This is a genomic window from Bradyrhizobium algeriense (assembly GCF_036924595.1).
In the GTDB taxonomy this organism is placed as follows: Bacteria; Pseudomonadota; Alphaproteobacteria; order Rhizobiales; family Xanthobacteraceae; genus Bradyrhizobium; species Bradyrhizobium algeriense.
This window is the reverse complement of record NZ_JAZHRV010000001.1, coordinates 5,040,022-5,063,769: the sequence shown is the minus strand read 5'-3', so window position 1 is coordinate 5,063,769 and position 23,748 is coordinate 5,040,022. Positions and strand designations below refer to the sequence as shown.

The 23,748-nt window shown below is 59.9% G+C and carries 22 protein-coding genes and 3 pseudogenes; 13 read left to right on the top strand and 12 right to left on the bottom strand.

The window, feature by feature from the left end:
* The first annotated feature begins 211 nt into the window (after positions 1-211).
* A complete protein-coding gene (locus tag V1286_RS24510; RefSeq protein WP_334483704.1) occupies positions 212-430 on the top strand; it encodes a hypothetical protein in 219 nt (72 codons plus the stop codon).
* Positions 431-675: 245 nt separating this feature from the next.
* Here V1286_RS24510 and V1286_RS24505 read toward each other — a convergent pair whose 3' ends face one another.
* Both V1286_RS24505 and V1286_RS24500 read right to left on the bottom strand, forming a co-directional pair.
* The gene (locus V1286_RS24505) at positions 676-1,230 is read right to left on the bottom strand and encodes a thioredoxin family protein (RefSeq protein ID WP_334361378.1); all 555 of its coding nucleotides are present in this window, start codon (positions 1,228-1,230) and stop codon (positions 676-678) included.
* A gap of 349 nt (positions 1,231-1,579) precedes the next feature.
* Positions 1,580-1,929 (bottom strand): annotated as a pseudogene (locus V1286_RS24500) (DUF2182 domain-containing protein).
* A gap of 209 nt (positions 1,930-2,138) precedes the next feature.
* On the opposite strand from V1286_RS24500, the gene V1286_RS24495 reads away from it, so the two are divergent.
* Positions 2,139-2,903, top strand: coding sequence for a DUF899 family protein (locus V1286_RS24495; RefSeq protein ID WP_334483699.1), 765 nt, complete (start codon positions 2,139-2,141; stop codon positions 2,901-2,903).
* 492 nt (positions 2,904-3,395) lie between these two features.
* Here V1286_RS24495 and V1286_RS24490 read toward each other — a convergent pair whose 3' ends face one another.
* From V1286_RS24490 to V1286_RS24480, 3 genes are all read right to left on the bottom strand, one after another.
* Entirely contained in the window at positions 3,396-4,049 is a 654-nt protein-coding gene (locus V1286_RS24490; protein ID WP_334483696.1) for a glycerophosphodiester phosphodiesterase family protein, read from the bottom strand.
* 401 nt (positions 4,050-4,450) lie between these two features.
* Entirely contained in the window at positions 4,451-4,657 is a 207-nt protein-coding gene (locus V1286_RS24485) for a hypothetical protein (protein ID WP_156434992.1), read from the bottom strand.
* Between the two features lie 467 nt (positions 4,658-5,124).
* On the bottom strand, positions 5,125-5,751 hold the full coding sequence (locus tag V1286_RS24480) for a tyrosine-type recombinase/integrase (RefSeq protein WP_334483689.1): 627 nt from the start codon (positions 5,749-5,751) through the stop codon (positions 5,125-5,127).
* A gap of 243 nt (positions 5,752-5,994) precedes the next feature.
* On the opposite strand from V1286_RS24480, the gene V1286_RS24475 reads away from it, so the two are divergent.
* Positions 5,995-6,171 carry a hypothetical protein gene (locus tag V1286_RS24475; RefSeq protein ID WP_334483686.1) on the top strand — a complete coding sequence of 59 codons (177 nt, stop codon included), beginning with the start codon at positions 5,995-5,997 and terminating at the stop codon, positions 6,169-6,171.
* 335 nt (positions 6,172-6,506) lie between these two features.
* On the opposite strand, the gene V1286_RS24470 is transcribed toward V1286_RS24475, so the two are convergent.
* A complete protein-coding gene (locus tag V1286_RS24470) occupies positions 6,507-6,695 on the bottom strand; it encodes a hypothetical protein (protein WP_334483683.1) in 189 nt (62 codons plus the stop codon).
* 78 nt (positions 6,696-6,773) lie between these two features.
* Positions 6,774-6,941, bottom strand: coding sequence for a hypothetical protein (locus V1286_RS24465; RefSeq protein WP_334483680.1), 168 nt, complete (start codon positions 6,939-6,941; stop codon positions 6,774-6,776).
* A 1,581-nt stretch (positions 6,942-8,522) separates the two neighbouring features.
* Here V1286_RS24465 and V1286_RS24460 point away from each other — a divergent pair.
* On the top strand, positions 8,523-8,762 hold the full coding sequence (locus V1286_RS24460; protein WP_334483677.1) for a helix-turn-helix domain-containing protein: 240 nt from the start codon (positions 8,523-8,525) through the stop codon (positions 8,760-8,762).
* Positions 8,763-8,859: 97 nt separating this feature from the next.
* Here V1286_RS24460 and V1286_RS24455 read toward each other — a convergent pair.
* Positions 8,860-9,006: pseudogene (locus tag V1286_RS24455) on the bottom strand (SOS response-associated peptidase); the annotation flags it as partial.
* Positions 9,007-10,041: 1,035 nt separating this feature from the next.
* Between V1286_RS24455 and V1286_RS24450 the strand changes: the two are divergent.
* The 3 genes and pseudogenes from V1286_RS24450 to V1286_RS39140 form a co-directional block, all read left to right on the top strand.
* Entirely contained in the window at positions 10,042-10,317 is a 276-nt protein-coding gene (locus V1286_RS24450; RefSeq protein ID WP_334483675.1) for a DNA -binding domain-containing protein, read from the top strand.
* 172 nt (positions 10,318-10,489) lie between these two features.
* Positions 10,490-10,678 carry a hypothetical protein gene (locus V1286_RS24445; protein WP_334489863.1) on the top strand — a complete coding sequence of 63 codons (189 nt, stop codon included), beginning with the start codon at positions 10,490-10,492 and terminating at the stop codon, positions 10,676-10,678.
* 449 nt (positions 10,679-11,127) lie between these two features.
* Positions 11,128-11,276 (top strand): annotated as a pseudogene (locus V1286_RS39140) (DUF2285 domain-containing protein); the annotation flags it as partial.
* A 27-nt stretch (positions 11,277-11,303) separates the two neighbouring features.
* Here V1286_RS39140 and V1286_RS24440 read toward each other — a convergent pair.
* A complete protein-coding gene (locus tag V1286_RS24440; RefSeq protein WP_334483672.1) occupies positions 11,304-12,275 on the bottom strand; it encodes an amidohydrolase in 972 nt (323 codons plus the stop codon).
* A 168-nt stretch (positions 12,276-12,443) separates the two neighbouring features.
* Positions 12,444-12,752: a hypothetical protein gene (locus V1286_RS24435; protein WP_334483669.1), complete on the bottom strand. Its 309-nt coding sequence runs from the start codon at positions 12,750-12,752 to the stop codon at positions 12,444-12,446.
* A 472-nt stretch (positions 12,753-13,224) separates the two neighbouring features.
* Between V1286_RS24435 and V1286_RS24430 the strand changes: the two genes are divergently transcribed.
* Entirely contained in the window at positions 13,225-14,010 is a 786-nt protein-coding gene (locus V1286_RS24430; protein WP_334479398.1) for a bestrophin-like domain, read from the top strand.
* A 446-nt stretch (positions 14,011-14,456) separates the two neighbouring features.
* On the opposite strand, the gene V1286_RS24425 is transcribed toward V1286_RS24430, so the two are convergent.
* Positions 14,457-15,107, bottom strand: coding sequence for a TetR/AcrR family transcriptional regulator (locus tag V1286_RS24425; RefSeq protein WP_334489860.1), 651 nt, complete (start codon positions 15,105-15,107; stop codon positions 14,457-14,459).
* 240 nt (positions 15,108-15,347) lie between these two features.
* Here V1286_RS24425 and V1286_RS24420 point away from each other — a divergent pair, with 240 nt between their 5' ends.
* The 5 genes from V1286_RS24420 (at position 15,348) to dinB (ending at position 20,868) form a co-directional block, all read left to right on the top strand.
* Positions 15,348-15,845, top strand: a complete 498-nt coding sequence (locus V1286_RS24420; protein WP_334483667.1) for a (2Fe-2S)-binding protein — start codon at positions 15,348-15,350, stop codon at positions 15,843-15,845.
* Positions 15,842-16,897, top strand: coding sequence for an FAD binding domain-containing protein (locus V1286_RS24415; RefSeq protein WP_334483665.1), 1,056 nt, complete (start codon positions 15,842-15,844; stop codon positions 16,895-16,897). Before V1286_RS24420 ends, V1286_RS24415 begins: the two co-directional genes overlap by 4 nt.
* On the top strand, positions 16,890-19,151 hold the full coding sequence (locus V1286_RS24410; RefSeq protein WP_334483662.1) for a xanthine dehydrogenase family protein molybdopterin-binding subunit: 2,262 nt from the start codon (positions 16,890-16,892) through the stop codon (positions 19,149-19,151). Before V1286_RS24415 ends, V1286_RS24410 begins: the two co-directional genes overlap by 8 nt.
* 36 nt (positions 19,152-19,187) lie before the next feature.
* On the top strand, positions 19,188-19,469 hold the full coding sequence (locus V1286_RS24405; RefSeq protein WP_465249083.1) for a portal protein: 282 nt from the start codon (positions 19,188-19,190) through the stop codon (positions 19,467-19,469).
* A gap of 151 nt (positions 19,470-19,620) precedes the next feature.
* Entirely contained in the window at positions 19,621-20,868 is a 1,248-nt protein-coding gene (gene dinB / locus V1286_RS24400; RefSeq protein ID WP_334483656.1) for a DNA polymerase IV, read from the top strand.
* A 340-nt stretch (positions 20,869-21,208) separates the two neighbouring features.
* Here dinB and V1286_RS24395 read toward each other — a convergent pair whose 3' ends face one another.
* Positions 21,209-22,576, bottom strand: coding sequence for a tyrosine-type recombinase/integrase (locus V1286_RS24395; protein WP_334483653.1), 1,368 nt, complete (start codon positions 22,574-22,576; stop codon positions 21,209-21,211).
* Between the last annotated feature and the right edge of the window lie 1,172 nt (positions 22,577-23,748).

Here is a 23,748-nt window from a genome sequence, read left to right as displayed (position 1 = left end):
GGGCGAAGGTCCCGGTGCATGCGGCACCATCCGTTGGGCATTGCCAGCGATTGACACCGGCTCCCGCTTCTGGTTTTCGCCCCATAGCGTGGGCTGAAGTACATGGGCAATCGCGTGGGGTTGATCCTTGGGGCGGTCCAATCGCGTATCGCCCCTATTTTCATGTGTGCTACCTAGTTGGGTAGCAAAATGGTAGCGGGAAAAGCAGATCATGACTGACGATCAGGTCAATCTCGTCGTTCAGCACCTTTGCGAGCAATTGCACTTGGCGCTCCGATTGAAGGGCAGCGAGGCACATCCACCAAACGCCAAGGATATTGGATTCGATCCTGCCTCTGTAAGAACTGTATTGCTGACCGGCTTGCGTTCGGCGGGTGTCACGATCCACCACGAGGTATCCGGGGCGAGCGAAGAGCCGCCGGGGTCCTAAACGCAAAACGCCGGACGAAGCCCCGCGCCAATGTCTCAGTCGGGTCATTTCCGACCGACTTAGCCGGTTATCTCACCGGTTGATGTCCGTGTTGCCCCGGAAGCAGACCTGAAGCAGAAGGGGCGAATGCGACTCCGGCAGCGGCCGCTGGGCCCTCGTGATGCCGCTAGTCAAATCGCACATGTGCAGCAAATGCTGCCGCACGCGGCGGTCTTAGATGCGAAACATGTTGACAGGGCTTGGCTTTATTCGTCCTTCCATTTGATCGAGCAGCCAATAGACGCCTTTTGGTCAGCCGGCGCCAGACCGGTGGTCGCAATCGCGCGCATGGCCTCGACAAGCTCTCGGGGCGCCCCCGCGCGAGGCGGAGTTGTGCGGCCTTCGTCGAGCCGGCCCCGATACTTGAGCTTGCGGTCGGCATTGTAACCGAAGAAGTCCGGCGTACAGACCGCCCCATACGCCCGAGCGACTGTCTGGGTCTCGTCGTGGAGATATGGAAACGGGAAATCATGAGCCTTCGCGAAACGCTTCATATTCTCAAATGAGTCTTCGGGATAGCTCGCCGCATCGTTCGAGCAAATCGCCGCAAAGCCTATGCTCTCCGACATCAGCACGCGGGCGTCCGAAACCATGCGGTCGATCACCGCTTTAACATAGGGACAATGGTTGCAGATGAAGACGACGACCGTGCCTTTTTCGCCCGCAACGTCGTCCAGTGCGTAATTCTTGCCGTCGGTGGCCGGAAGCCGAAACTCCGCCGCAGGCGTATCAAGAACGACTTGGGTAGCTGTTGTCGCCATATCGCACCTCCTTGTGCCCAAATATATGCTGACGACGGCCTGCCGGGGCACAGTTTCCAAAGCCTGCTCGCCAGTCGCGTCGTTTTGGCCATACGTCAGCCATTTCCGGTCGACCCTTAACAGCCGACACTTGGACGAGCGCGGGATTTCGTCGGTGTGGGCCACGAGCTGATGTCAGGCTCGTGAACGCGGCGCCCGCCTTCTTGGTAAGAAATAGCTCGCAGACCGCTCCCCAGGATATGAAAACTTGTTCCGGCGCAGCGATCTCCGCGATCCCTCCTATAAGACAGGGTGATCGAATGGAGCACCGCAATCTCCTCACGCTCTTCGCCAGCACCTGAGACCGGCTTTAGCGTGCGCCGACGCCGAACACCACGACCGTCGCAAAGCACAACAGTACACCGACCGCGCGGCTGAACCATTCCGCGCCCGGCGCCCATTTCTCTGCGATGACGTAGGCGGCAATGACCGCGATCCAAAGCCGATTCATGACGCCTGCGACGAACAGCAGCGCCATCAACACCCAACAGCAGCAGACGCCAAAAGCGCGGTGGCGCAAGCCCTCGCGCATCGCGATTGTAGCGCTCGACGGATTGACACGGCACCCCATGGCGAGCGGCAGCGGACGAGACAGGCGTGCTTCCATGGCGTGAACTGGAAGAGGCCAGCGACGGCCAGCACGGCGGCGCTCAGGTCCATCTCTGAGAAGTAGACCGCGAACGGCGACGGAAAATGCTTGGCAAAGCCTGGCGTAAGGACAGGGTACCTGCCGTACTTTTGGCGGCAAGTGCCAAGGCCCGCGATATCCCGCTTGGTGCCACATAGCTATGCGAGTTGTGGCCTTCTGAGAACGGCTCCGAGCGAGACGCTCACTGATCGGCTATATCCAGCCAGGGGAGAAAGCACCTATGAGCATCAGCTTTCCGAATGAGTCACAGAATTACCGTGCCGCGCGCGACGCGCTGCTTCAGCGCGAACTCCACCTGCGTCGGGAGATGGAGTCCGTCGCCGCGGAACTCCGTGCCCTTCCTCCCGGCGGCGAGGTGCCAGAGGACTACCTGTTCGATTGCATCGGCGAGGACGGAGCAGGCGCGACGGTTCCAATGTCCGAGCTTTTTAGAGGCGGCGACACGCTAATGCTTTACCATTACATGTTCCCGCGCCACGCGCAGGATAGTCGGCCAGGCCCCACGAGTGGGGTTACTGCGCAACTGTCGCTTGAGGAGGGGCCGTGTCCGTCCTGCACTGCGCTCATTGACATGTGGGAAGGCACGATACCCCATTTTGAAGGGCTGGGCGGCAACTTGGCGGTTGTCGCAAAGGCCCCCATCGAACGGGTCGTGGCGTTCGCGCGCGACAAAGGGTGGAGGCACATCCGACTGTTGTCGGCCGCGCACAATAGCTTCCGGCGAGACTATGGAGGGGATGGTCCAGATGGGCAGCCCGTTCCTATCATGACCGTTTTCAAGCGGTGGCCTGATGGCGCGATCCGCCTACACTGGGCAAGCGAGCTGATCCACGCGCCAAGCGATCCGGGACAGGATCCGCGACACCTCGGAACTGTCGAGCCCCTGTGGACCTTGTTTGATTTAGCTCCGGGTGGACGTCCCCGTGCCGACGAGCAGATCGAGTACCCGTGCTGTCGTGGCCCACAGGAGACCCGGCCATCCTGAGCGCCAGGCGCAGCGTCCTCATTGCACCCAATCCCGGCGCGAAAGCGGACATGCCGAGAGGTCCGCGTTGGGTCCAAAAGCAGACCTCGGCCTTACCTTATCCTGAGTCCGCTCGCCCCTCGATTGTGTTGCAAAAGTCGATTTTCGCCGATGACCAAAATTCTGCGGGCCGTGGGCGCGACTTTCTTGTACAAGATGTGAGGGACCTCACGGCCTCACGCAAAATTCACAGGCGACTTCGGTAACGCGATTGAGGTCATACGAATCAGCGATCGTTCGCCGCTTAGTGTTTTCGCGAAAAATCTTGAGCCATGCAACTTTCGACTTTTGCAACACAATCCCCTCGAATGCGGACGTCGCAACCCACATCGTCCGATTCCGCCCTGGGCCAAAAGGCGACGTCACCGAAAGAGCCGGTTCCCCATGCCAGATCAGGCCGATCTGTCAGCTGCTTTCGAATAGTTCGCGGGCAACGAACGGGTTTGCGCCGGCCTAATCAGGTCTGGCGCTGCGGCCGATAGTGCGGTCGACGTCGGCAAGCGCCCCGTAGAGGCGCTGCCGCGAGAGCCAATGAAGGTCGTCCATGCGTTGCACGATTCCTACCACAACCGGCACGTGGTGGCGTCGCGCAAGCTGCTCAAGCGAGAAAACGGACCACCAGGCGCGAAAAGCGACTCGCGTCCAAGCGCGCGCGTCCCAGCCGAGCAGGAGGGCATCCGGCGCATACCTGCGCACCGCACGATTCAGGTTCCACGGGTACATGACGATGATGCCCAGGCGCACCGGTCGCACACCCTCCCACGGAAAGGATCTTGCGACGGCGGCAAAGGCAAATACGACTGAGCGACGGGCCACGTTGCTGGCGACCAGCCTATCGATGACTCTAGAGACAAGTCCCGTCTCCTTCACCTCCACAAACAGTTCAAGGTCAGTTGGTGAAAGAAGCGACAGTGCCGCATCGAGGGTAAGCGCATTCTCGACATGATGCGGCGGGTCGTGTGACACCACCAATGTGTCGCAATCCGCTGCAAGGCAGACGTCGAATTCGACACCAGATATTCTGGCGTCACGGGCGGCACGTGCGAACGCGGCGAGCGAGTTTTCACCCGGACCCGCGGACCATCCACGATGCGCAATAAGCTTCATGCCGAGGTCCGTAAAGCCAAGCTGCGCGCGCCATGCAATCTCCCCGTAGAGAGAAATGTCAATCCGCGGCCACGACGTTGACCCATGATTAGCGTAGGGCCAAAAGGCGACGTCACCGAAACAGCCGGTTTTGGGTCATTCGCGTCGATCCCGACGGCGTCCCAGCACGTCCCCTTTAGCGCCGCCAACGGACATCAACCCATGACCGCGTAAAGGTGCCAGGACCGAAGCGGTCGGCAAACGGCCCAAAAGCAATTGCTTGACCACTATCAAGCGGCCGGCAGGAACTCACATCCCGATCCAGCTACTTGTGCGCGACCGCACCTCTCTACAGCCCGTCAGTGAAAAGGATCTTGAAGCCTCGGGAATTCGGCCTGCGGGACGCATAATGCGTTGCGCGATCACCGATCATGGTTGGGGACCCATTCCTCCGCGGTTGGGTCCCAATGATGGGTGTCGTCGAAGTGTTTCCAGAGTGGCCGCCTTGGTTTGCTTTCACCCTTCTGTCGTTTTGCATTCAGTGCGCTGAGTTGGACGACGAGCGCCCCAGCCATCATCACCCATTCGCGAGCGTTGTATCGGGAGTTCCATTTGATTGTCGCGAACATCGGATGCCTCCTTCAAAGTAAGAAGCCTTCGCCATCTTAGCCCGGGCCAAGAACACAGGGATGTAAAGTACTTCACAGCCTGCCAACATCTTCGACATAGCCGCGGGCGATCCTATCAGGGGGACATCATCGGCGAGGTCGGGTAGGTCCGAAAAGAGCCAGGAGCCGACAATGCGCCGCGCGGTGTTTGATCACTTTATCGGCGTGGCGGGGTTAGTCCTCTTCTTCCACTCTCGTCATGTCTAGCTCCGAGAGTTGCGCCTTCGACAATGCTTCGGCGTGAGCGGTTTGAGCAATTTCAAGCTTGGCGCGGCAATTTCGCGAAAGCGCCCCCGGGGATGAATCGCTACATGGCGGAAGGACTGAATGCCCTCTTGCCACTCGGGGAGGGCGGTCTCCTTCTTCGGAAGGCCGTGCCGCTCCTGGCGCGGAAGCGACCCACCGCTCGTGCTGCCGGTGGTCGACGATCAGAGTTCGATTTGCTCCGCAATGTTTAGAGCGTCATCCACTTCAATTCCTAGATATCGGACGGTGCTCTCCAGCTTCGTATGGCCGAGGAGGAGTTGAACGGCGCGAAGGTTGCCTGTCTTGCGGTAGATCTGAGTGGCCTTCGTACGCCGCATCGAATGGGTACCATAGGAGATTGATTCCAAACCGATGCTATCAACCCAGCGATGCACCAGTCGAGAGTATTGTCGGGTGGATAGGTGAGGGCGTGCATGCAGTCTGCTGGGGAAGAGATGTCGAGAGCCGGTCGTCCGGATCGATCGTAACCAAATCTCCAAGGAAGTCCTCGTCTGCTCCGTAATCTCGAATTGCACGGGTCGGCCTGTCTTCTTTTGAACGACCGTCGCTCGAACTCGGACCCTAGCGCCCGAACATACTTCGTCGACACGCAGTCTGACCAAATCACACGCGCGAAGCTTGCTATCTATCGCCAGATTGAACAGGGAGAGGTCTCGCCACATCTGGGCGACCTCCAATCGAACGCGAATGGACCAAACGTGCTTGGGCTGAAGAGGCTTTTTCTGGCCGACGAGCAACCCCTTATTCCATGGTATTGGACGGCTTTTGCAAACAGGACGAACATGCATGGCGGGTTCTCCGCCAACCCGCCCGGCCGCGTCGCTCAATAGCGAGCACGGTATTATAGCGACGAATACCTCTTGATCTCACCCAGCTGCGATTTCAGGACGACAGGTTTTGGTACGAGCCAGCCAGCGGGAGCTCCCCCGAATTTGCAGGCTCAATTCAACGAAATTAGCGCGACTTGACCTTGACGTCCGGCCGGTGCCTCGGGATGCTGCGCCCGGCAGCAGCAAGTCCAAGGGTAACTCATGGCGATCATTTCAGTTCTAATTGGCGTTCTGATCATTGTGGTCGTGGGCGCAATCTGTTTTTGGGCCATCGACAGGTTTGCGCCCGACGGGCGATTGGCAAACCTTCTCAAATTGCTGGTGGTGCTCGTTTGCTTAGGCGCGATTGTGCAACGTCTGCTTGTCCTAACTTATTAGCCCGTACCCCCTCGCGATAGATCCTGCACGCCGTTAGGTCGCGGGCAGCAGTACATCGCGACTCGATCTGAGCGACAGCACAACCAGCGATGATCAGGCGAGCCTTAAGCGGTCCCTCCATAATGGTCCGGAGGAATCCAGGACGTCAGCGTAGATCGGCCGAAACCAACGGCTTGATCGATTGGAGGTCGCCTAATTGAGAGACTCTCCGAGTTGCAATATCCGCATTGAGTGATGGTGGCCGGGTAGTGTTCGGCTTTATCGGTTTGGTAGTCCGCAAGCATCCTATGCCATTCATCGGATGAGTGGATGATTTGATTTGGTTTGCAAGGTCGTTAAAAAAACGATTTGACCGTCAGCCCTGCCGCGCGGGCATCCTGTGTGAATGTATGTGCTTCCTCATTGGACATAGTGAGGTCAACGCCGCCGAGGAATTCCTCTCCCTTGGCTGTATTCGCACGGAATGTCGTCTCGTGTCTGCGGATATCAACTGTATAGTCAATGTCGCTTTGTGCTTCGGGCATGGCGTTCTCCTCGATCCGAAGCCGTCGCCGATGCAAGAGCGAACTGAATCTAGGCGAAGAACGTCCATGACCAGCTTATCAGGCCGAAGAAGAATCGCGCTGGTCTTCGGAGCTCTTGAGTTCGGGCGGCGATGGCACCTGTACCTTTGCCCATTCGTCGATGATGGTCTCAGCAGACGACGGCACGGCATAACTCAAGACCGCCGCAAGTGCAGCGAGGGGCAACAAATGGCGCACGTTGAACATGGTTTCGCCCGGACTGCTCGCGGCGACATTGTCGCCTCCTAACCGGCTACCGGAGTGGTCTAAGGCAGCGCCGCCAATGCGTTTTGAGTTGCGCCCATTGTTAGCCACCGGACTGAAGCAAAAACGGATCCGCGGACTCAGCCAATCGGGCCGCCAATTGGGTGGCGGCCGGCGTGGAATGCTTGTCGGGGCGCAGCGAGCCGACAGAATGGACCGCCAGCCCAGCACCAGCGACAAAGGCAGCTATCGCGATCGCAGCGAGATATCTCATGGAAATGGTCCTCCAGGGTCCCACAAACTAACCGAGCATTTTCAGGAATGGTTCCGGTGCGCTTCCTGAATGCTTTTGTTCCGGGTGCTTACTGGTTCCATCACCGCACGGTACTGTGGCAGTTATCGTGACAAGAACGTCGGTCCTGCTCACGCTCGTCCTCGAATGGATGGAGCAGCGCTTGCCAGAGCGTCGCCGTTTCACACAAACCTTTGAAGAACGTGTTGCCAATAGGCAAAGCGGCTGCGCAAGCAGGCTCAAGCTGCACCGCTAGGCATTCGTGGGAGCGGGGGGGCATGCCCGCTTTGGGTTCAAAACGCGACCTCACCGGAGCGGCAGCTCTTGGCACAAAGCGGACCAGCTAATCGCACTGGGGGATGTCCGCTTTCGAGGGACTAGCGAACTTGCACTAAGTACCTGCGACGCCGCGCGGCCCAGCGTGGCAGCCGCACCGCTTTATCCGGGCTGGCACCGCCACCGCACGGTATTGGCGGACGCGGCCCCGCGCCTTCTCGGGGGCATGGGGTTGAGGCGGGGGCCGCGCCGGGCCACCGATACGCGTACTGAGTGGCCCGCAAACGAAACTGGTTCGCAGACAGGGTTGTTCCTATAGCGAACTGACGTGGCCTGCCCAGATAAGGTTGCGGCAGTGCTAGTGGCAGATTATTTCTTCTTCTCAGTTTTGAATGAAACGCCTAGTCGCATTGCAACTTTACGGATGCGCTCAGGCTTGCGCTTCATGATACGGGCGGCCTCCTCTGGAGACTTCGACGCCTTGGCAAGTTCGATAAGGCGACGATCATTTGCAAAAGACCACGACCTAGGCATCGGTGAAAACGCTCCTTTCAAAGACAAAACCGCCAAGCGGAGTATGTTCGCTGACGGCTTTGCTTGGAGACCGGATGAGGGCAATTGCCCGGCGGTTCTATCGATAGCTCAACTTCTCGATAGAGCAACGCATGTCGCGAGTTAAGCTAACTGCTCAACCTTACCGATGCGGGTATTCCAAGCGGCGGTTGCACGACGTCCGTATTTTTACGGTAGATTGGTTTGCGCTCGGAGAGGATGCCGTTACGCGGCAGTCCGATCTTCTTTGTCCAGGTTCCGCATGACGATCGTCAGCGCATCATCCGGCAACGGCTGCCTTGGCTTCATCCGACGGCGCGCGCATCCAGACGTCGCGTTCCTCTTCGGTCGTCAGGACCACCACGCGCGGCGCTCGTCAATAGGTCTTCGCATGGTCGCGCGAATTGTGTGTGAAACGTCCGCGGTTTAGGTGTAGGCTGGACTGAGACAAGGGAGGTGCGACGATGCTCAAGGAGAACTACGTCGCCAAACAACAGCGGATCGGCGAGCGCCTGTCGCGCGCGATGGCTAAGGCCCACATGGATTGCCGGGAGCTTGCCCAACTGACAGGCTACAGTGAGGCACAGATCGTGAGCTGGGAGCGCGGGCGCGCGCGGCTCTATCCGAGCGAACTCATAAAGCTGTGTCATGCGCTTGACGTGAAGCCAGAGTGGCTGCTGTGTTGGGAACGCCTCGTTCACTGACCAGCGTCTTACGGCCATTAGGACCTGCTCCCGTGCCAAATGGCCCAGAGGACCTACGTCCGAGCGGCTTCTCTTTCCAATTGAAGTTCGGCCGAATAGCCTGCGCCAGTTGGCGTCCAAGAAGTCGAGAACCGACGGGAAATACGCCCGGCATCGGCGCAAGGTCGCCGACGTAGCGGTTTATCACGCGGAAGAGCGCGCGGATGGCTTGTTGGTTTGTGGTGATGCTGTGGCGATTGCACATGAATTGCAGCGTTACTGCTGATCCTTCGGCGTGGTCCCGCCCGCCGCATCGGGGGCCGACGGACCGGACTCTTCGGATGGCGTACCTGTTCTTAGCTCCGGCGCCGCCGTACATTCGCCCGCCCAGAGCTTCGTTCCCTTGACCGTTCCAACGAGCTTGCAACCAACGGGCGCCTTCGGCTTCGTTTGAACGATCGGCTTCGCGCTGACGGTCGGTCGCCTTGTTGGTGTTGCGCCTTGAGCGAGCGCAATCGTGGGTATGAGCAACATAGCTAAGCAAAGCCCTGTCCTCATAACGTGGTTCCCCTTCTTCAAAAAGAGAGCGCACCCGCAAAAATCAGCTTACCAACTGTTGGCGCGCCAGATCCTCCAGTGTGTCGGAAAAATCAAAATCGGCTCATCGGCCCACGCATTGTACCAAACCCCCAATTTTCGACGGCATGGAAAGCCCAATGGCATAATGCCAGTCTTATCAAATTCGCCAACTTCCAAATCGCAATCTTCCGGCGCGAGTTGGATCGGTAGCCACCGCAGAGCCCGACACGACATCCCTGAGAGCCTAAAGGGCGTGTGAAATTAAGGCCGCCACCCGCCTATGGAAGCTCCCGATCTGTCTGAACGCATCCTGCCGCTCTGATCCCTCAGGAAGGCGTTGCGCGGCATCCCATAAGCTCGCTAACAACCTCATCATGTCTTTCAATTCATCGGCCTCGGGCATTCCAACTGTGCGTTGGCTCAAGGTTAAGTCCTCATTGTACGAACGGATAAATGTGGGGTGTGAGGCCGCGACAGGTTAGCGCGGCGAGTTAAGGAAGAGAGTAAGTACAAATGGCAGTATCTATGCAGTTGCCGCGCGGGAAGTGCTGGCGCAGCAAAAGGTGCTCTTCTCCACGCATGCGGCGTAACATCGATCTCCACGTTTTACTCATGTTGAAAATGAGGATCAGCCAGCATTTGCGGCATACATTTACGGGAGTTCCTATGTCATCGGAGCATCTGTTCTTTCTGACGCGTTTCGCCAAAAACCGAGGATCGGATGAAAGAGCCGCAACTCAATCCGCAAGTCGCTGATCTCGCGCCAGCCGGACCAGCGCTTACTGTGTATGACGAAGAGCATATGATCACGTACATGCGCGTGTTTGATGCTGATCAACAAGGCGCCGACTGGCGTGAAGTCTGTCGGATCGTGTTGCGCATCGACCCAGACACCGAGGCCCACCGGGCGCGACTAGCATTCGAAAGCCACCTCTCGCGTGCCAGATGGATGACCGAGCAACGTTATCGCCATCTGCTGCGAAGCGGCGACGCCTGATCATCGCGACGCCTGCCTCTGACACGCGCGATCTAGCCCTGATACTATTAGGAGCTGTCCGACGCTCTCGTCCCGCCGAAATTCATTAATTAGAAACCATAGAAAATGATCTGAAGATTTTAGCGAAACAATTCGCCTTCCACAGCGTCGGTTTGTTGGAGGGCAGGACATGGTGACAGAGCGCAAATTCAGAGAGCAAGAAGTCCAGATCGCGCGCTATCGGCTGCTGGAACGGGAAGTCACCGATCCACTTGCCGCAAGTCTGCTCCACATCATCATCTTAGAACTTGAGGCTGATCTTCAGAAGGATTGGGAAACGTCCACGGGAGCATCCATCACCCGCGCCTGTGAGCGTTTATAGAAGCCCTCCCGCATAACTGCGCTGCTTATCTCGTCACTGACAGTGCGGGCCGCTCGCTTTTTCCTCCAGCCGCCTACTAATCCCGCGGGCAGTGGCGCTCCTCGTCGGATCACTAGAAGCTGACTCTTTCCTCGAACGTATACGTCGAACATGCCGATCACCCCCAAGTAGATTGTAGGCGCGGCGTGTTTGGAATGACGTGGTAAAAGGGCAACAGCTTGGCGTGAAAGCTGCGATTAGAAATACCGCTGCGAACCTTCCGCCGCTCAAGCCCTCGTCCGCATAAACAAGTTAAGGGGCAGCGGTTGCTATACGCGACACGCGCCTCAAGCCCAGATCGCTGACTCAAACTTGACTAGGAGCGCGTTTTGACTTTGTGTGATGCCATGCTCTCGTCGAGAACGCCTATGAAACGCCGCCAATTGATCGACATGTCGCTGATGTAGCGCATGCGCTTGCTCGATGCCGAGCAACAAGGCGCTGACTGGCGTGACGTTTCATGGATCGTGATGCGCATCGATCCAAACATCGAGCCCGACCGGCGCGTCTCGCATTCGCAAGCCATCTGGCGCGTGCTAGATGGATGACTGAGCAAGGTATCGGTTGCAGATCGACACGAGTTGCTTCAATCGCTCGGGCGTCTGCTGCGCGACGCGCGGTAGTCGTCATGCGAATCGGGATAGACATCGCGGGTCAGCGCGGTCTTCAGAGTCATGCCGCCGTCGTAGAAGATCTTGATGCCGGCAAATTTCAGCCAGTCGTCACCAAATCCGGACGACGCGCCGTTACCGGAAATTACCGTTTCCCACGCAGCCATGTCCGCCGGCGGCTCCGGCCGGAACATTAGACCCGCGTGGAGAGTGGCTTCTCCAGAAACAGCGATCTTCTGAAGCGTCCGGATGTCCCGAGCTTCCGTCGCTCGCTCGACCACGCTCGTAATCCCGAAGCTGTTCAGGACTCCCTCAGCGATCTTGAACTGCCAGACCTCGTCTTCCTCACTCCACGGCGGCACGGCCTTCTCGACCCGATCGATCGCAGTCTCGACGAGGACTCCCGCCTTCTGCAGTGCCAGGCCGTTCGCGATCGAAAAGTGACCAACGGTCCGCAGGTAGACGGGATTGTTCGGAGCGACGCCATCGATTTCCTGTTTGGTGAGATAGCGCTTCTCAGCGAGCTGCGACGGCGGATGCCATGCGCCGCCCACGATCCATTCGCCCGGGTTCTTCTTGGCAGCATCGAGAGCCTCGACGACCGTCTTCGCCCTGCTCATGCTCACTACGTACTCCGAGAGACCGGCAGCCTTGAAATGCGCGTGAGTATCGATCAGCCCGGGAACGACAGTCTTGCCGGCTAGATCCAACACACGTGTCCGTGTGCTGATGATGGATTTGACCGACGCGTTGCTTCCTGTTGCGAGTATCTTGCCGTCCAGAACGGCCAGCGCCTCCACGACGGATGACCGATCATCCATGGTCAGGACTTTTCCGTTGATCAGAACCAGGTCGGGCGAACCCGAGTCCGCCTGCTGCGCGTGCGTTGGGCTGGCAAGGCACAGGCCAAATCCCAGGATCACCAGAGGGTTTGCCTTCCTTATCATGAAATTCCTCCGCCTCGCGTTGTTCGATGACGAACAATAGTTCGATGGATGCAGAATGCATCTAGTTTAATTCCGTGCCCACCGGATTCGGGTACTGGCCTGAGAGCAGGTCCCCTGGATAACCGTCTGGGCTGGCGATGGGCCGGCGTCCCGCCAAGACGGTGCTGGTCAGGCCTGTCGGCCATATCTCTCGGTTACCGCCGCCGCGACGAACTTTCTGCGTCCGGTGCTGCCCGGGCTTGTGCCATGGGCGGCGCACCAGTCCGGGAATGTGGCGGGGTCGATGTAAACACGCAGCACGACGTGTCCATAGGCCTTGAGTCCCTGCTCCATTTCCTCGGCCATCTTCAGCCATTCTTTCCAGTTCGGTGGCATCTTGTCGCCATCGTCGAAAAGTTGCAGCAACGCTGGATAATCTTCCTCCTTGATCCAATAGGCCCCGACTGCGGGAGGCGGTTTATCCTCGGAATTCGTCATACGTGTTCTCCCTGCAGATGCTGCCTGTCACTAACACGATCGAGGCGGGTCGCCCGCCTTGAACTGTCGTAAATCAGTGATGTCATCATTGATGAAATTATCTCCGAATTGAAACACTTCCCCTTGCAAAGTCGGGCCGCCGAACTTCCACGATATTCCCCGGACGCCGATGGCGGCGTAGGCATGACAGTTCCTCCGCCATCCCGCCCTCCGCGTCGCTCTATAGCGAGCCGAAGACCATAGCTTCAAAACCGTCTTGACCTTTGATCTCACCCAAGCGGCCGTCTCTGATCGGCCGCTTGTGGCGCAAAGCGGCCGTTCGACCGTCGGCGGAAGCCGTCGTCAAACCGCATGAATTGATCTACAACAAGGGGGCAATGTCGCTACGCCAACCGGCGTGTCGCGTGATTTGGCGCCATTCTGTTGCGGCCGGAGCCGATCCATTCGGGCGCCAGGCGGAACGGGGACAATAATGAGCGACTGGTTACACAATCTGCCGGTGCCGTTGATGGCAATAGCTATCTTCGCCTTTACCTATCTGCTTGCCATAATTATTTTCGCCAGTGTTTCGGCACTCGCGACGGGAGAGCGCGCAAAATCGTTCCAGGCGATTTCTCCCGGTATGTTGCCGGTGCTGGGTATCCTATTCGGCCTGTTTGTTGCTTTCACCGCTGCACAGGTCTGGAGTGACAGTGATCGTGGTAGTGCGGCGGTCAGCCGAGAGGCCAGCGCGCTGAGAGCCGTTGTGCTTCTAGCGGCTGGCCTGCCGCCAGAACAGGAAAGCCGGTTGCGTGACCTGATTCGTGACTACGTTGAGCAAACAGCAACGGTGGAATGGCCGATGATGGCGCGCCAAACGGCTTCACTGAGGTCGGCTCCTATTGCTCTGGCCGAGGCGCTGCAGTTCGTTGTCTCGATGACTCCGCAGAACCCGGGCCAGCAGACCGCGCAGCGCGAAATAATCAGCGCACTGGGGTCCGCGCTGGATGCGCGCCGGCAACGGATCATCGTCAGCCAAGCAGAAGTCAATTCGGTGAAATGGTGGAGCCTGTACCTGCAGGCGATATGCGAGTTGCTCGTGATCGCCGTGGTCCACTGCGGCAATCGGCTGGCATCGGGGATAGCGATGGGGCTGTTCGCGACAGGAGTGGCCACCTCCGTACTGCTGATCGCCGCTCACGACCGGCCATTCACCGGTCAAATCTCGATCGGGCCGGAGCCTCTTCTGCAAATCATGCCAGGTAAGTCGGCGAGCTAGTGAGCGCGGGCCATCTGCCGCTGTGACGAGGTTGGATGAGTAGCGTGTTTGCGTTAGCTGGAGTCCGCAATTGGCGCGAAGCGGTCGTTGTGGATGTTAGATTTCGCTAGCTCCCGCCAACTCGACCTAGTCCGAACAACCTCCTCTCGATGGACTGGACCGACCCGCATTGCGAGCGCCAATTCAAGCGCGTGTAGAAATTTTCTCTCAATTGCTTGCTCGCGCGAATGAACGAGAACTGAAGTCTCAGGCTGAGTTTGCACATCGCCTTGTAAAACAACGAAAAACTGGCGCACCCGGCACGATTCGAACGTGTGACCTTTGCCTTCGGAGGGCAACGGCTCTACGCCGGCGGATCGGCAAGGCGTTCCGCGGAGGGCGACCCTATGGCGCGGCGCGGTTCGTCGCCGGCCAGCGCGATGAGCTAAAGCCCGATCCTGACGGGGTTAGCGTCTAACCGTTCGCGTCGTCGCGCGTTTGTTGGTCGGCGACTTCGCAGCGGCGCGTGACGCTTTCGCCTTCGGCTGGATCCGAAGCCCGTCGATGAACACGTCGAGCAGCCGCAGTGCCGTCGCCTGCCAGCCGGGCTGATCGTGCATGTAGCACATGCCGATCAGCGCCCGCAGCAGGTCCTCCGAGCTGATATCGGCGCGCACCTCGCCGGCGGCGACCGCGCGGTCGAGCAACAGGCCGACAGCCTTGGTCAGGCGATCGAGCGAAAATGCGTGCAGCTCGGACTGGTTCTGCACTGCGAGCGCCAGCGCCGCCAGCATGCCCTTCTTGGTGGCGACGAATTCGACATTGGAATGCAGCCAGCGGCGCAGCGCCTCGACCGGGTGCTTTGCACTCTTCAGCTGCCCGGCGAGTTCACCGAGCTGTTCGACCTCGCGCCGGTAGACGGCCTCGAACAGAGCTTCGCGGGTCGGGAAGTGCCGATAGAGCGTGCCGATGCCGACGCCGGCGCGCTTCGCAACGGCTTCGAGGCTCGCCTCCGATCCGCCCGCGCTGAACACGGCTTTCGCGGCTTCGAGCACGCGCTCGCGATTGCGCACGGCGTCGGCGCGGGGCTTCCTGACGTTGTCGACGTGGTCGTCCATGCCCGCAATGTAGATCACGATCTGGTTAGATTGAACCCGCTCATGGCTGCATCGCGTTGTTTGCACATGTCCTTTGGATGGATTCTGAAATCTTTCGGGGCACGTCTTGTTAAACGGAGGGTACCTCCGTATATCCGTCCCTATGCCGGCTCGATCCATCTTCGCGCCGTCTGAGATCGATGGTGGCCGCGGCGGCGGCACGCTGCGGCCACCCATGACCATATCTGATCGGAGCCCTGCATGATCCACTCCATCAGCCTCACCGTGAACGGTGCGCGGCGCGAGATCGAATTGAACGATCCGCGCGTCACGCTGCTCGATCTACTGCGTGAGCGCCTGCAACTCACCGGAACCAAGAAGGGATGCGACCGCGGCCAATGCGGCGCCTGCACCATCCTCGTCGACGGCAAGCGTATCAACTCCTGCCTCGCGCTCGCCATCAGCCATGACGGCGCCGAGATCGTAACCATCGAAGGCATCGCGCGGGGCGACCAGCTGCATCCGGTGCAGGCCGCCTTTATCGCCTGTGATGGCTTCCAGTGCGGGTTCTGCACGCCGGGCCAGATCATGAGCGCGATCGGCCTGATGTGCGAAGACCAAGCCGGCGACGATCCCGAGCGGATCCGCGAGGGAATGAGCGGCAATCTCTGCCGCTGCGGTGCCTATGCCGGCATCGTCGACGCTGTACTTGAGGCGCAGGCCAGCCAGACCGAAGACAAACAGAGGCGTTCCGCATGAAGATGTTCGATTATGTGAAGCCCGCGACGCTTGCTGAGGCTGTTGCAGCCGCGGCCCAGCCGGGTGCGGCCTATCTTGCCGCCGGCACCAATCTGCTCGACCTGATGAAGGACGGCGTCAGCCGGCCGGATCGCCTGATCGACATCACCCATCTTCCGGGGCTTGACCGCGTCGAGCATCTCGCTGATGGCAGCGTCCGCATCGGCACGCTCGTCAGCAATGCCGGCCTGGCGCACGACACGGATTTCGCAAAGGTCTATCCAGCGGTGGCGGAAGCTTTGCTGTCGGGTGCATCCGCACAGCTGCGCAACGTCGCGACCGTCGGCGGTAACTTGCTGCAGCGGACCCGTTGCGCCTATTTCTACGACAAAGCCAGCCGCTGCAACAAACGCGAGGCGGGAAGCAGCTGCGATGCGCGTGATGGCGAGAACAGGCTGCACGCGGTGCTCGGCTGGAGCGAGAGCTGCATCGCGACCCACCCGTCCGATTTCTGCGTGCCGTTGGTCGCGCTCGATGCTGTGGTCGAGATCGAAGGCAACAGTGGCCGGCGCGAGCTGCCGCTTGAGGAACTGCACCGCTTGCCCGGCGATGCGCCGGAGCGTGACACCGTACTCGAGCCTGGCGACCTCATCGTCGCGGTGCGGCTGCCGCCGGCGGCGCGCAGCTTTGCTGCGCATGCGCGCTATCTCAAGGTGCGGGAGCGCACCTCCTATGCTTTCGCCGTTGTGTCGGCGGCCGCGACGCTCCACGTCGAGAACGGCAAGATCTCGGAGGCACGGTTGGCGCTCGGCGGGGTCGCGGCAAAGCCGTGGCGTGCCCGGGCGGCGGAGCAGGTGCTGAAGGGTACCGCGTCCGAGGCGGCGAATTTTCGCGAGGCCGCGCAAGCTGCTCTCGCCGACGCAAAGCCGTCGGGCGACAACGCCTTCAAGATCGAGCTGGCGCGCCGCGTGATCGTGCGCGCACTGAGCCTTGCCGCAAACGGGACGCCCGCGCGCATGCCCGCGTTGCCGGCGTCTCCCTTCGCATCGAATTCGGGAGCATTGCATGCTTGAGATCAATCCAACCCAGACGCCTGCCCACATACGGCATGGTTCGAGCATCGGCCAGCCGCTGACCCGCCGCGACGGCATCCTGAAGGTCAAGGGACAGGCTGCTTACGCCGCCGATCATCATCCACCGGGCATGCTGTTCGCGGTGATTGCCGTTGCCAGCATCGCGCGCGGCCGCGTGACATCGCTCGATGTCGCGGCGGCGAAAGCCCATCCCGGCGTGGTCGACGTCATGACCTCGACGCACAAGCCGCCGCTTGCGATCGACCCTGATATCAAGACCAATCCGTTCGTGTTTCGGATGGAGGTGCTGCAGAGCGACGAGGTGCGCTATGCCAACCAGTCCATAGCGGTCGTGATCGCCGAGACGCTGGAAGCCGCTACCGAAGGCGCAGCCCTGCTGGTGCCGCGCTACGAGGCGTTGCCGGCGCGCGTCGGCCTCGATGCCGGCGAGACATTCGTGCCGCCCGTCGTCGGCGTCGGCAATCCGACCGAGAATGTGCACGGCGATATCGAGGCAGGCCTTGCCGCGGCATCGAAGACGGTCGAAGCGACCTATGAGACGCCGCCGCAATATCACAACGCGATGGAGCCACACGCGATCGTCGTGGCCTGGGATGGCGACACGCTGTCGATCGATACGCCAAGCCAGGCGATGGTGATGGCGCGCGCGCGGGTCGCCGAGCTGTTCGGCATCGCGCCAGAGAATATCCTGATCCGCAGCCCGTTCCTCGGTGGCGGCTTCGGCTCGAAGGGATTTTTGACCGGCCCTCAGATCCTTGGCGTCATGGCGGCGAAGCTGGTCGGCAGGCCGGTCAAGCTCGTGCTCCGCCGCGAGCAGATGTACGGCCCTGTCGGCCATCGCGCGCCGACGCGGCAGCGCCTGCGGATAGGTGTCGACGGCGAAGGGCGTCTTACCGCGATCGACCACCACGCTAGGACGGTGTCGAGCAGCTATGATGATTTCTACGAGCCGGCGGCGGGCGCGTCCCACACGCTCTATGCCAGTCCCGCGATCCGCACCTCGCATGAGGCGGTGCGCGTCGATACCGGCACGCCCCTATTCATGCGTGCGCCTGGCGAGGCGACCGGATCGATTGCGTTGGAGAGCACGATCGACGAGATGGCCTTGGCCTGCGGCATGGATCCGCTCGCGTTCCGCCTGAAGAACTATGCCGAGGTCGAGCCGATCACCGGCAAGCCGTTCTCCTCGAAGGCACTGCGGGCCTGTTATGAGCAGGGCGCCGCGCGCTTCGGCTGGGCGAAACGTCCGCTCTCGCCGCGGCAGATGCGCGATGGTGACGGCCTTCTGGTCGGCTGGGGTCTCGGCACGGCAACGTTCCCAGCGATGATGTTCCAGGCTGAAGCCCGCGCTGTGATCCGCCGCGACGGCACAGGCGTGATGGAGATCGGCGCGCATGACATGGGGCAGGGCGCCTGGACGGCGTTGGCCCAGATCGCGGCCGACGGCCTCGGCCTTGATGTTGACCGAGTCGAATTCAGGTCCGGCACGTCGGATCTGCCGGACGGCGGCATCGCCGGCGGGTCGGCGCACACCGCGACCGCGGGAAATGCGATCCACAACGCCGGAGCGGCCTTGATCGCCAGGCTCGCCGATCTCGCAACCAATGACGAGCGCTCAGCGCTGTTCGGCGCCGGCAATGCCGGCGTGATCGCGCGCGACGGGCAACTGTTCCGCCGCGACGATGAGAGTCGTAGCGAGGCCTATCCGGACATCCTCGCTCGCGCCGGCCTTGCCGAGATTGAGGCGCGCGGCATGGGCGGCGCTGATACGGCGGCGCAGGCAGAGTATGCGATGCATGCCCATGGCGCCGTGTTTGCCGAGGTCAAAGTCGATCCCGAGCTCGGCCAGATCCGCGCCACCCGCATGGTCGGCGCGTTCGCCGCGGGGCGCATCATCAATCCGCATCTAGTGCGGAGCCAGCTGTTCGGCGGCATGATCTGGGGCCTGTCCTTTGCGTTGCATGAGGAGGCCATCATCGATCGCCGCAGCGGCCGGATCATGAACGCCAACCTCGCCGAGTACCACATCCCCGTGAATGCTGACGTGCCCAGTCTCGACGTGCTAACCGTCGAGGAGCACGATCCGCACGTCAACGCGCTGGGCATCAAGGGCGTCGGCGAGATCGGCATCACGGGCAGCGCCGGCGCGGTGGCGAATGCAATCTGGCACGCGACCGGCGTGCGGCTCCGCCGCTTCCCAATCCGGATCGACGAACTGCTGACGCAGCTGTAGCGACAGAACTGCACTCCCTCTCCCCCCTTCTGGCCGATTGAGTCGAATCCTAGCAATCGGCAGGAAGTGCAGTTCTTGCCGCGAACGCCCGGCGTTGTGAAGAAAAACGAGCTTCTGACGTCGGCGGCGAAGTGGTTTCACCAGCAATGCGACGCGGGAGATGAGGAAGGCGACGCCTTCCACGACATGGTTGTTTGCGGCATGGGTCGGATGGAAACCCGCTTAGACTATGAGGACAACCCGGAAGATCCGAAACGACCATTTGATGCGCAACGTTCGCAACGCAATCATTGCCGGCGTCGTCGGCGCGCTCGGTAGCGGCGGCGTCAGGTACTGAAGGAAACGTAGAGCCACGGCCTTATGTTGGAACTGGTCACGGGGCGCAGGATCGGCTTGACTTCATCCATGTGTGTTCTCATTATGTTCTCCGCGTGAAACTTCCTCGAAACGTCACGGGCCAACGATCGGGATGGCAACGACAGCCACCATCCTCCATGCGGACCTGGATGCTTTCTATGCCTCGGTAGAGCAGCTGCTCGACCCGTCGTTACGCGGCAAACCGATCGCCGTCGGCGGCGGAGTCGTGCTCGCCGCTTCTTACGAGGCTAAGGCCTTCGGGGTCCGTGGCGGGATGCCGGGACGACAAGCGCGCGGACTCTGTCCGCAACTAACTTTTGTCAGCGGGCATTTCAAGGAATACCAACGGCTGGGCGATGCCGCCATCAAGGTGATCGGCGATTTCACGCCCCTCGTCGAGCGGATTTCCATCGACGAGGCCTTTGCCGACGTTGCGGGCTGCACTCATCTCTTCGGTTCGCCTGCTGAAATTGCAACGGCAATCCGCCAACGGGTGCGGGTGGAGTATGGCCTTCCGATCTCGGTCGGTGTCGCGCGCACCAAGCATCTGGCAAAAATCGCGTCGCAGTTGGCCAAGCCCGACGGATTGGTGGTTGTCGATCCCGACACCGAGTTGCAATTCCTTCACCAAGTGCCAGTCGAGCTGATGTGGGGAGTGGGTCCGGTTACAAAGGCACGGCTGGCCGAGATCGACGTGCTGACGATCGGGCAGCTGGCAAAGACACCAAGATGGTCGCTTGAACGGCTGCTCGGTCCCGCGGCAGGAGAGAAACTCTCAGCGCTGGCATGGAATCGCGATCCACGCGAAATCAAGACCCACCGACGGGCTGGATCTGCGGGAGCGCAGTCGGCGATCGGCGTGAAGTGTGCCGAAGAGCGAGTTTTTCGACCTACCCTGTTTCACCTTGCAGACCGAATCGGCACCCGGCTCCGGGCCAAATCCAGGCCGGGCCGAACCGTGACGGTCCGCGTTCGCTTCGCCGACCTGAACTCAGTTACTCGCTCGCTAACACTCGATGCACCAATCTCCGCGACCGTGATCCTCGCCGAGCTCGCCGAGGAGCTAGTGCGCGCGGTCATCGCGGAACACCCTGACGAGAAGACCATCTCGCTCCTGGCGATCTCTGTGTCGCATCTTGAGGAGCACTGGGATCTCGAGCTGGAACTTCCGCTTGGACTTCAAGATGAACCTCGTCGCCCCGGCACCAAAACAGGCATGGCACGGTGGGCGGCCGACCGTGCTGTCGATAAGATCCGCGATCGCTTCGGATGGGATGCCATTGGGTACGGCTCGGTGGTGCTGGGCATCTCTCGTTCCGTTCCCGACGAATTTCGCGAGCTTGCCGAAAAGGACCTGTGACCGTCGCGGGCCAGGGTTAAGATCTGAGCCCGGCAACACACCGTGTGTACAAAGATGCGTGGCAAACCAAGGTCGCAGCGAGCGCCGTTCTCCCTGAGAACGCCGCAACGAAATCGCAACGAATTGGGTGAAACGACCGTGAACAAAACGGGACAGAGGTGCCCGCCACCGCAAGAAAAATCAACAACTTAAAAGATGTGCACTGCGTTCGGGACGCAGGGATCAAATCGCCCCTAATCGAATGTCGGAATAGGCCGTTGCGCTACAGCCTTTCAGAGTCCGAGGGGCGCTGCACCGACCGCGGCGCCGAGCACCAAGGCTATCCGGCCTATGCGTGCATTCACGCTGCATGCCGAATTTTGTCTTGATCCTCACCCAGATCGCCTGGCTTCATCTGAAGCCCGCCGGTTACACATCGGCTTGCGCCCCGTCCGAGCCAATCTCGCAAAGCGGCGTCTTTCGTGAGCGTTTTACCGATAGCGGAGAACACAGCGGTGCTGATCGCTTGTTGCTGGCTGCGCAGGTGGTCCTCAAGCAGTTTATGGCGGGTAACGTAGCCGGCATTCACACCTGGGATTGAATGGTTCATCAGCAGCTTTGCGTCGAATTCCGAGACCCCGGCGGCTGTTGCAATGGTGCGGAACGTTTGACGAAGATCGTTACCCCACTTTGAAAGGGTATCGCGATCCTCTTTTGTTTCAGCAAGGTGGCCTGACTCACTGTCGCCGGGAAAGATCCATTTCCGCGACTGCAACGGATACATCTGCCTACCGAAGCGTATTGCCCGAATGAGACACAGTATCATTTCTCGGGAGAGCGGGATGTCGAAAGCTCGCTTCCTGCCACCCTTTGGCTTTTCGATGTGCAGAGTTCGGCGGCGAAAGTCGACGTGACTTGGCTTTACTTGCTGTAATGCGGTAGTCCGAGAACCACAGAGCAGCGTGAGCAGATGAAATTCGCGGCGGACCGGATTTTCGAGGGCAGCCAACTCCCGGAACCATTCGGTCAAGTCGTTCGCGCCCATGCCGGTATCTCGGCGCTTCTCCTCATTCCAGTCGACGGCGTCTGCAGGGTTGTCGCGTGGCAGCAATCTATTGGTCTTGCGAGCATGATTGTAAATTGCGCGCAGCGTTCGCATACAGCCATTCGCGATATAGGGACCGTTCTCTTTCGTAATCTCGTCGTGCTTCTTGGCAACGCGAGCGGGATCCATCGCGAGTTCGCCTAGTGAAGTATCAAGCCATTCCACAAAAAGGCGTTCCACGTGATCGCGATAACCACTTATGGTCTTTTCACTGCGACCCTTTCGGATCAAGTGGGCTTCCCGATATCGCTGCCATGCTTGCCTAAGGGTGACAGTCGAAACGTCGGTTTTCGCCTCGTTCCCGACTAGGCCGAAGTTAGTGTCTCCGTCTTGCTTTGCCGTCTTCGGGTGCTGTCCTCTGCTGATCTGGGCCAGATATTCCTTCGCGATCGCGCGCGCTGCTCGGGTCGTCAACTCGCGCGTGTCGCCGATAGATACTCTGATCGAAGACGCCCGCTTTCCTCCCTGCCGGAGATCGCCCTGGACGGTGAAGGTTCTTTTCCTCTTTCCAACGACGACGAAGAACCCCTTCAACTCGGTGTCGCGGGCTAGATACCAGCCGTCCTTCGGGGTGGGTAACTGAGCGATGCTCTTATCGCTCAGGGGCATGCGAATGTCGTTCATTGTGGGAGCCAGTCGAGTAAAACGGTTTTCAAACGGTGTTGGCGAACCGGGGTGTTTGGTTGTTTGGGTTCGACGTACTGCGAAACTATGCGACAAAACCCTGTAAAACAAAGGACTTCTGAAGGTTCGTCGTAGTGCAGAGCAGATTTAGAAATCGCAGCGAAGCGCTGGTTTTGAACTCTTAATCAGCGGGTCCCAGGTTCGAGCCCTGGTGCGCCCACCAAGCCTTTCAAGGGGCTTGGGACCTCTCGTGAGAAGCATTCCGACAAGCGGTCAGCGGCTATTCCGACAAGCCGGCTGTTTTTTAGTCGCTCCTCGCTTCGCTATGCCGGTCTGCGGCGCGCAACTCCGCATCTGCGAGATCGCTGTCGGCGCCTTCGTAAACCCGCCGTGATGGAATGAGGTGAACGAAAGCTCGTTACGAATTTCCAGCTTTGGCAAACTGAGAAATCTGCTTTGAGCCGGCGCGCGTACCATCCTTCAGTTCGTGGCTCGCAAACAGTGCCAGGCCCTGTTCATACAGCCGCTGCGTCTTGCGCCCGCCAGTTCTACGTACAGCTTGAAAAGCTCTTCAGACAGATCTTTGTTAGCTCCAAATTTCAACAGCACTGATTTTGGAATCTTCCAAAGCGAGCGTTTGGAAATTTTCCAAACACGGTGTCAGCTGACTCGAGTCGTCGATGATCGAGACATTCTAAGTCGCAGCGCACGCATTTGCGTTGTGGTCACCATAGCGCCTCTCTAAAGACGCGGTGCAGCTCGCTCGCGATCGGACTTTGCCGATAAGGCACAGGCAACCAACCCGAAGTGCGAGTCTGCGGGGCATCTGATTCACAGAGCCATAAGTGTCGGGCCGAGTTCGGACGCGGAGAGCGGATCTTCGATCTATGGTCGTTGCAGGTCGAGCGTAGAACCATTTCACGTTGTGTGGCGTGCTATTGAGGGGAACTTTCTGGAAATGCGACGTGCAGGTGGGGTTGGAACGACAGCTCGCTTTGGTGCGACACTGCTGGGTGGAGTGGCGTTGTTGGCGTGGTTCGAATCGCCCGCTCGATCCCAAACATCGCAAGGCGGCAACTCCCTTCCACCCGTTACTGTCGATGCTCCGTCGCAACAGTCGGTCCGCCGCGCGCCAACCAAACGAAGTGACGCCCGGGTCCGATCGACTTCAC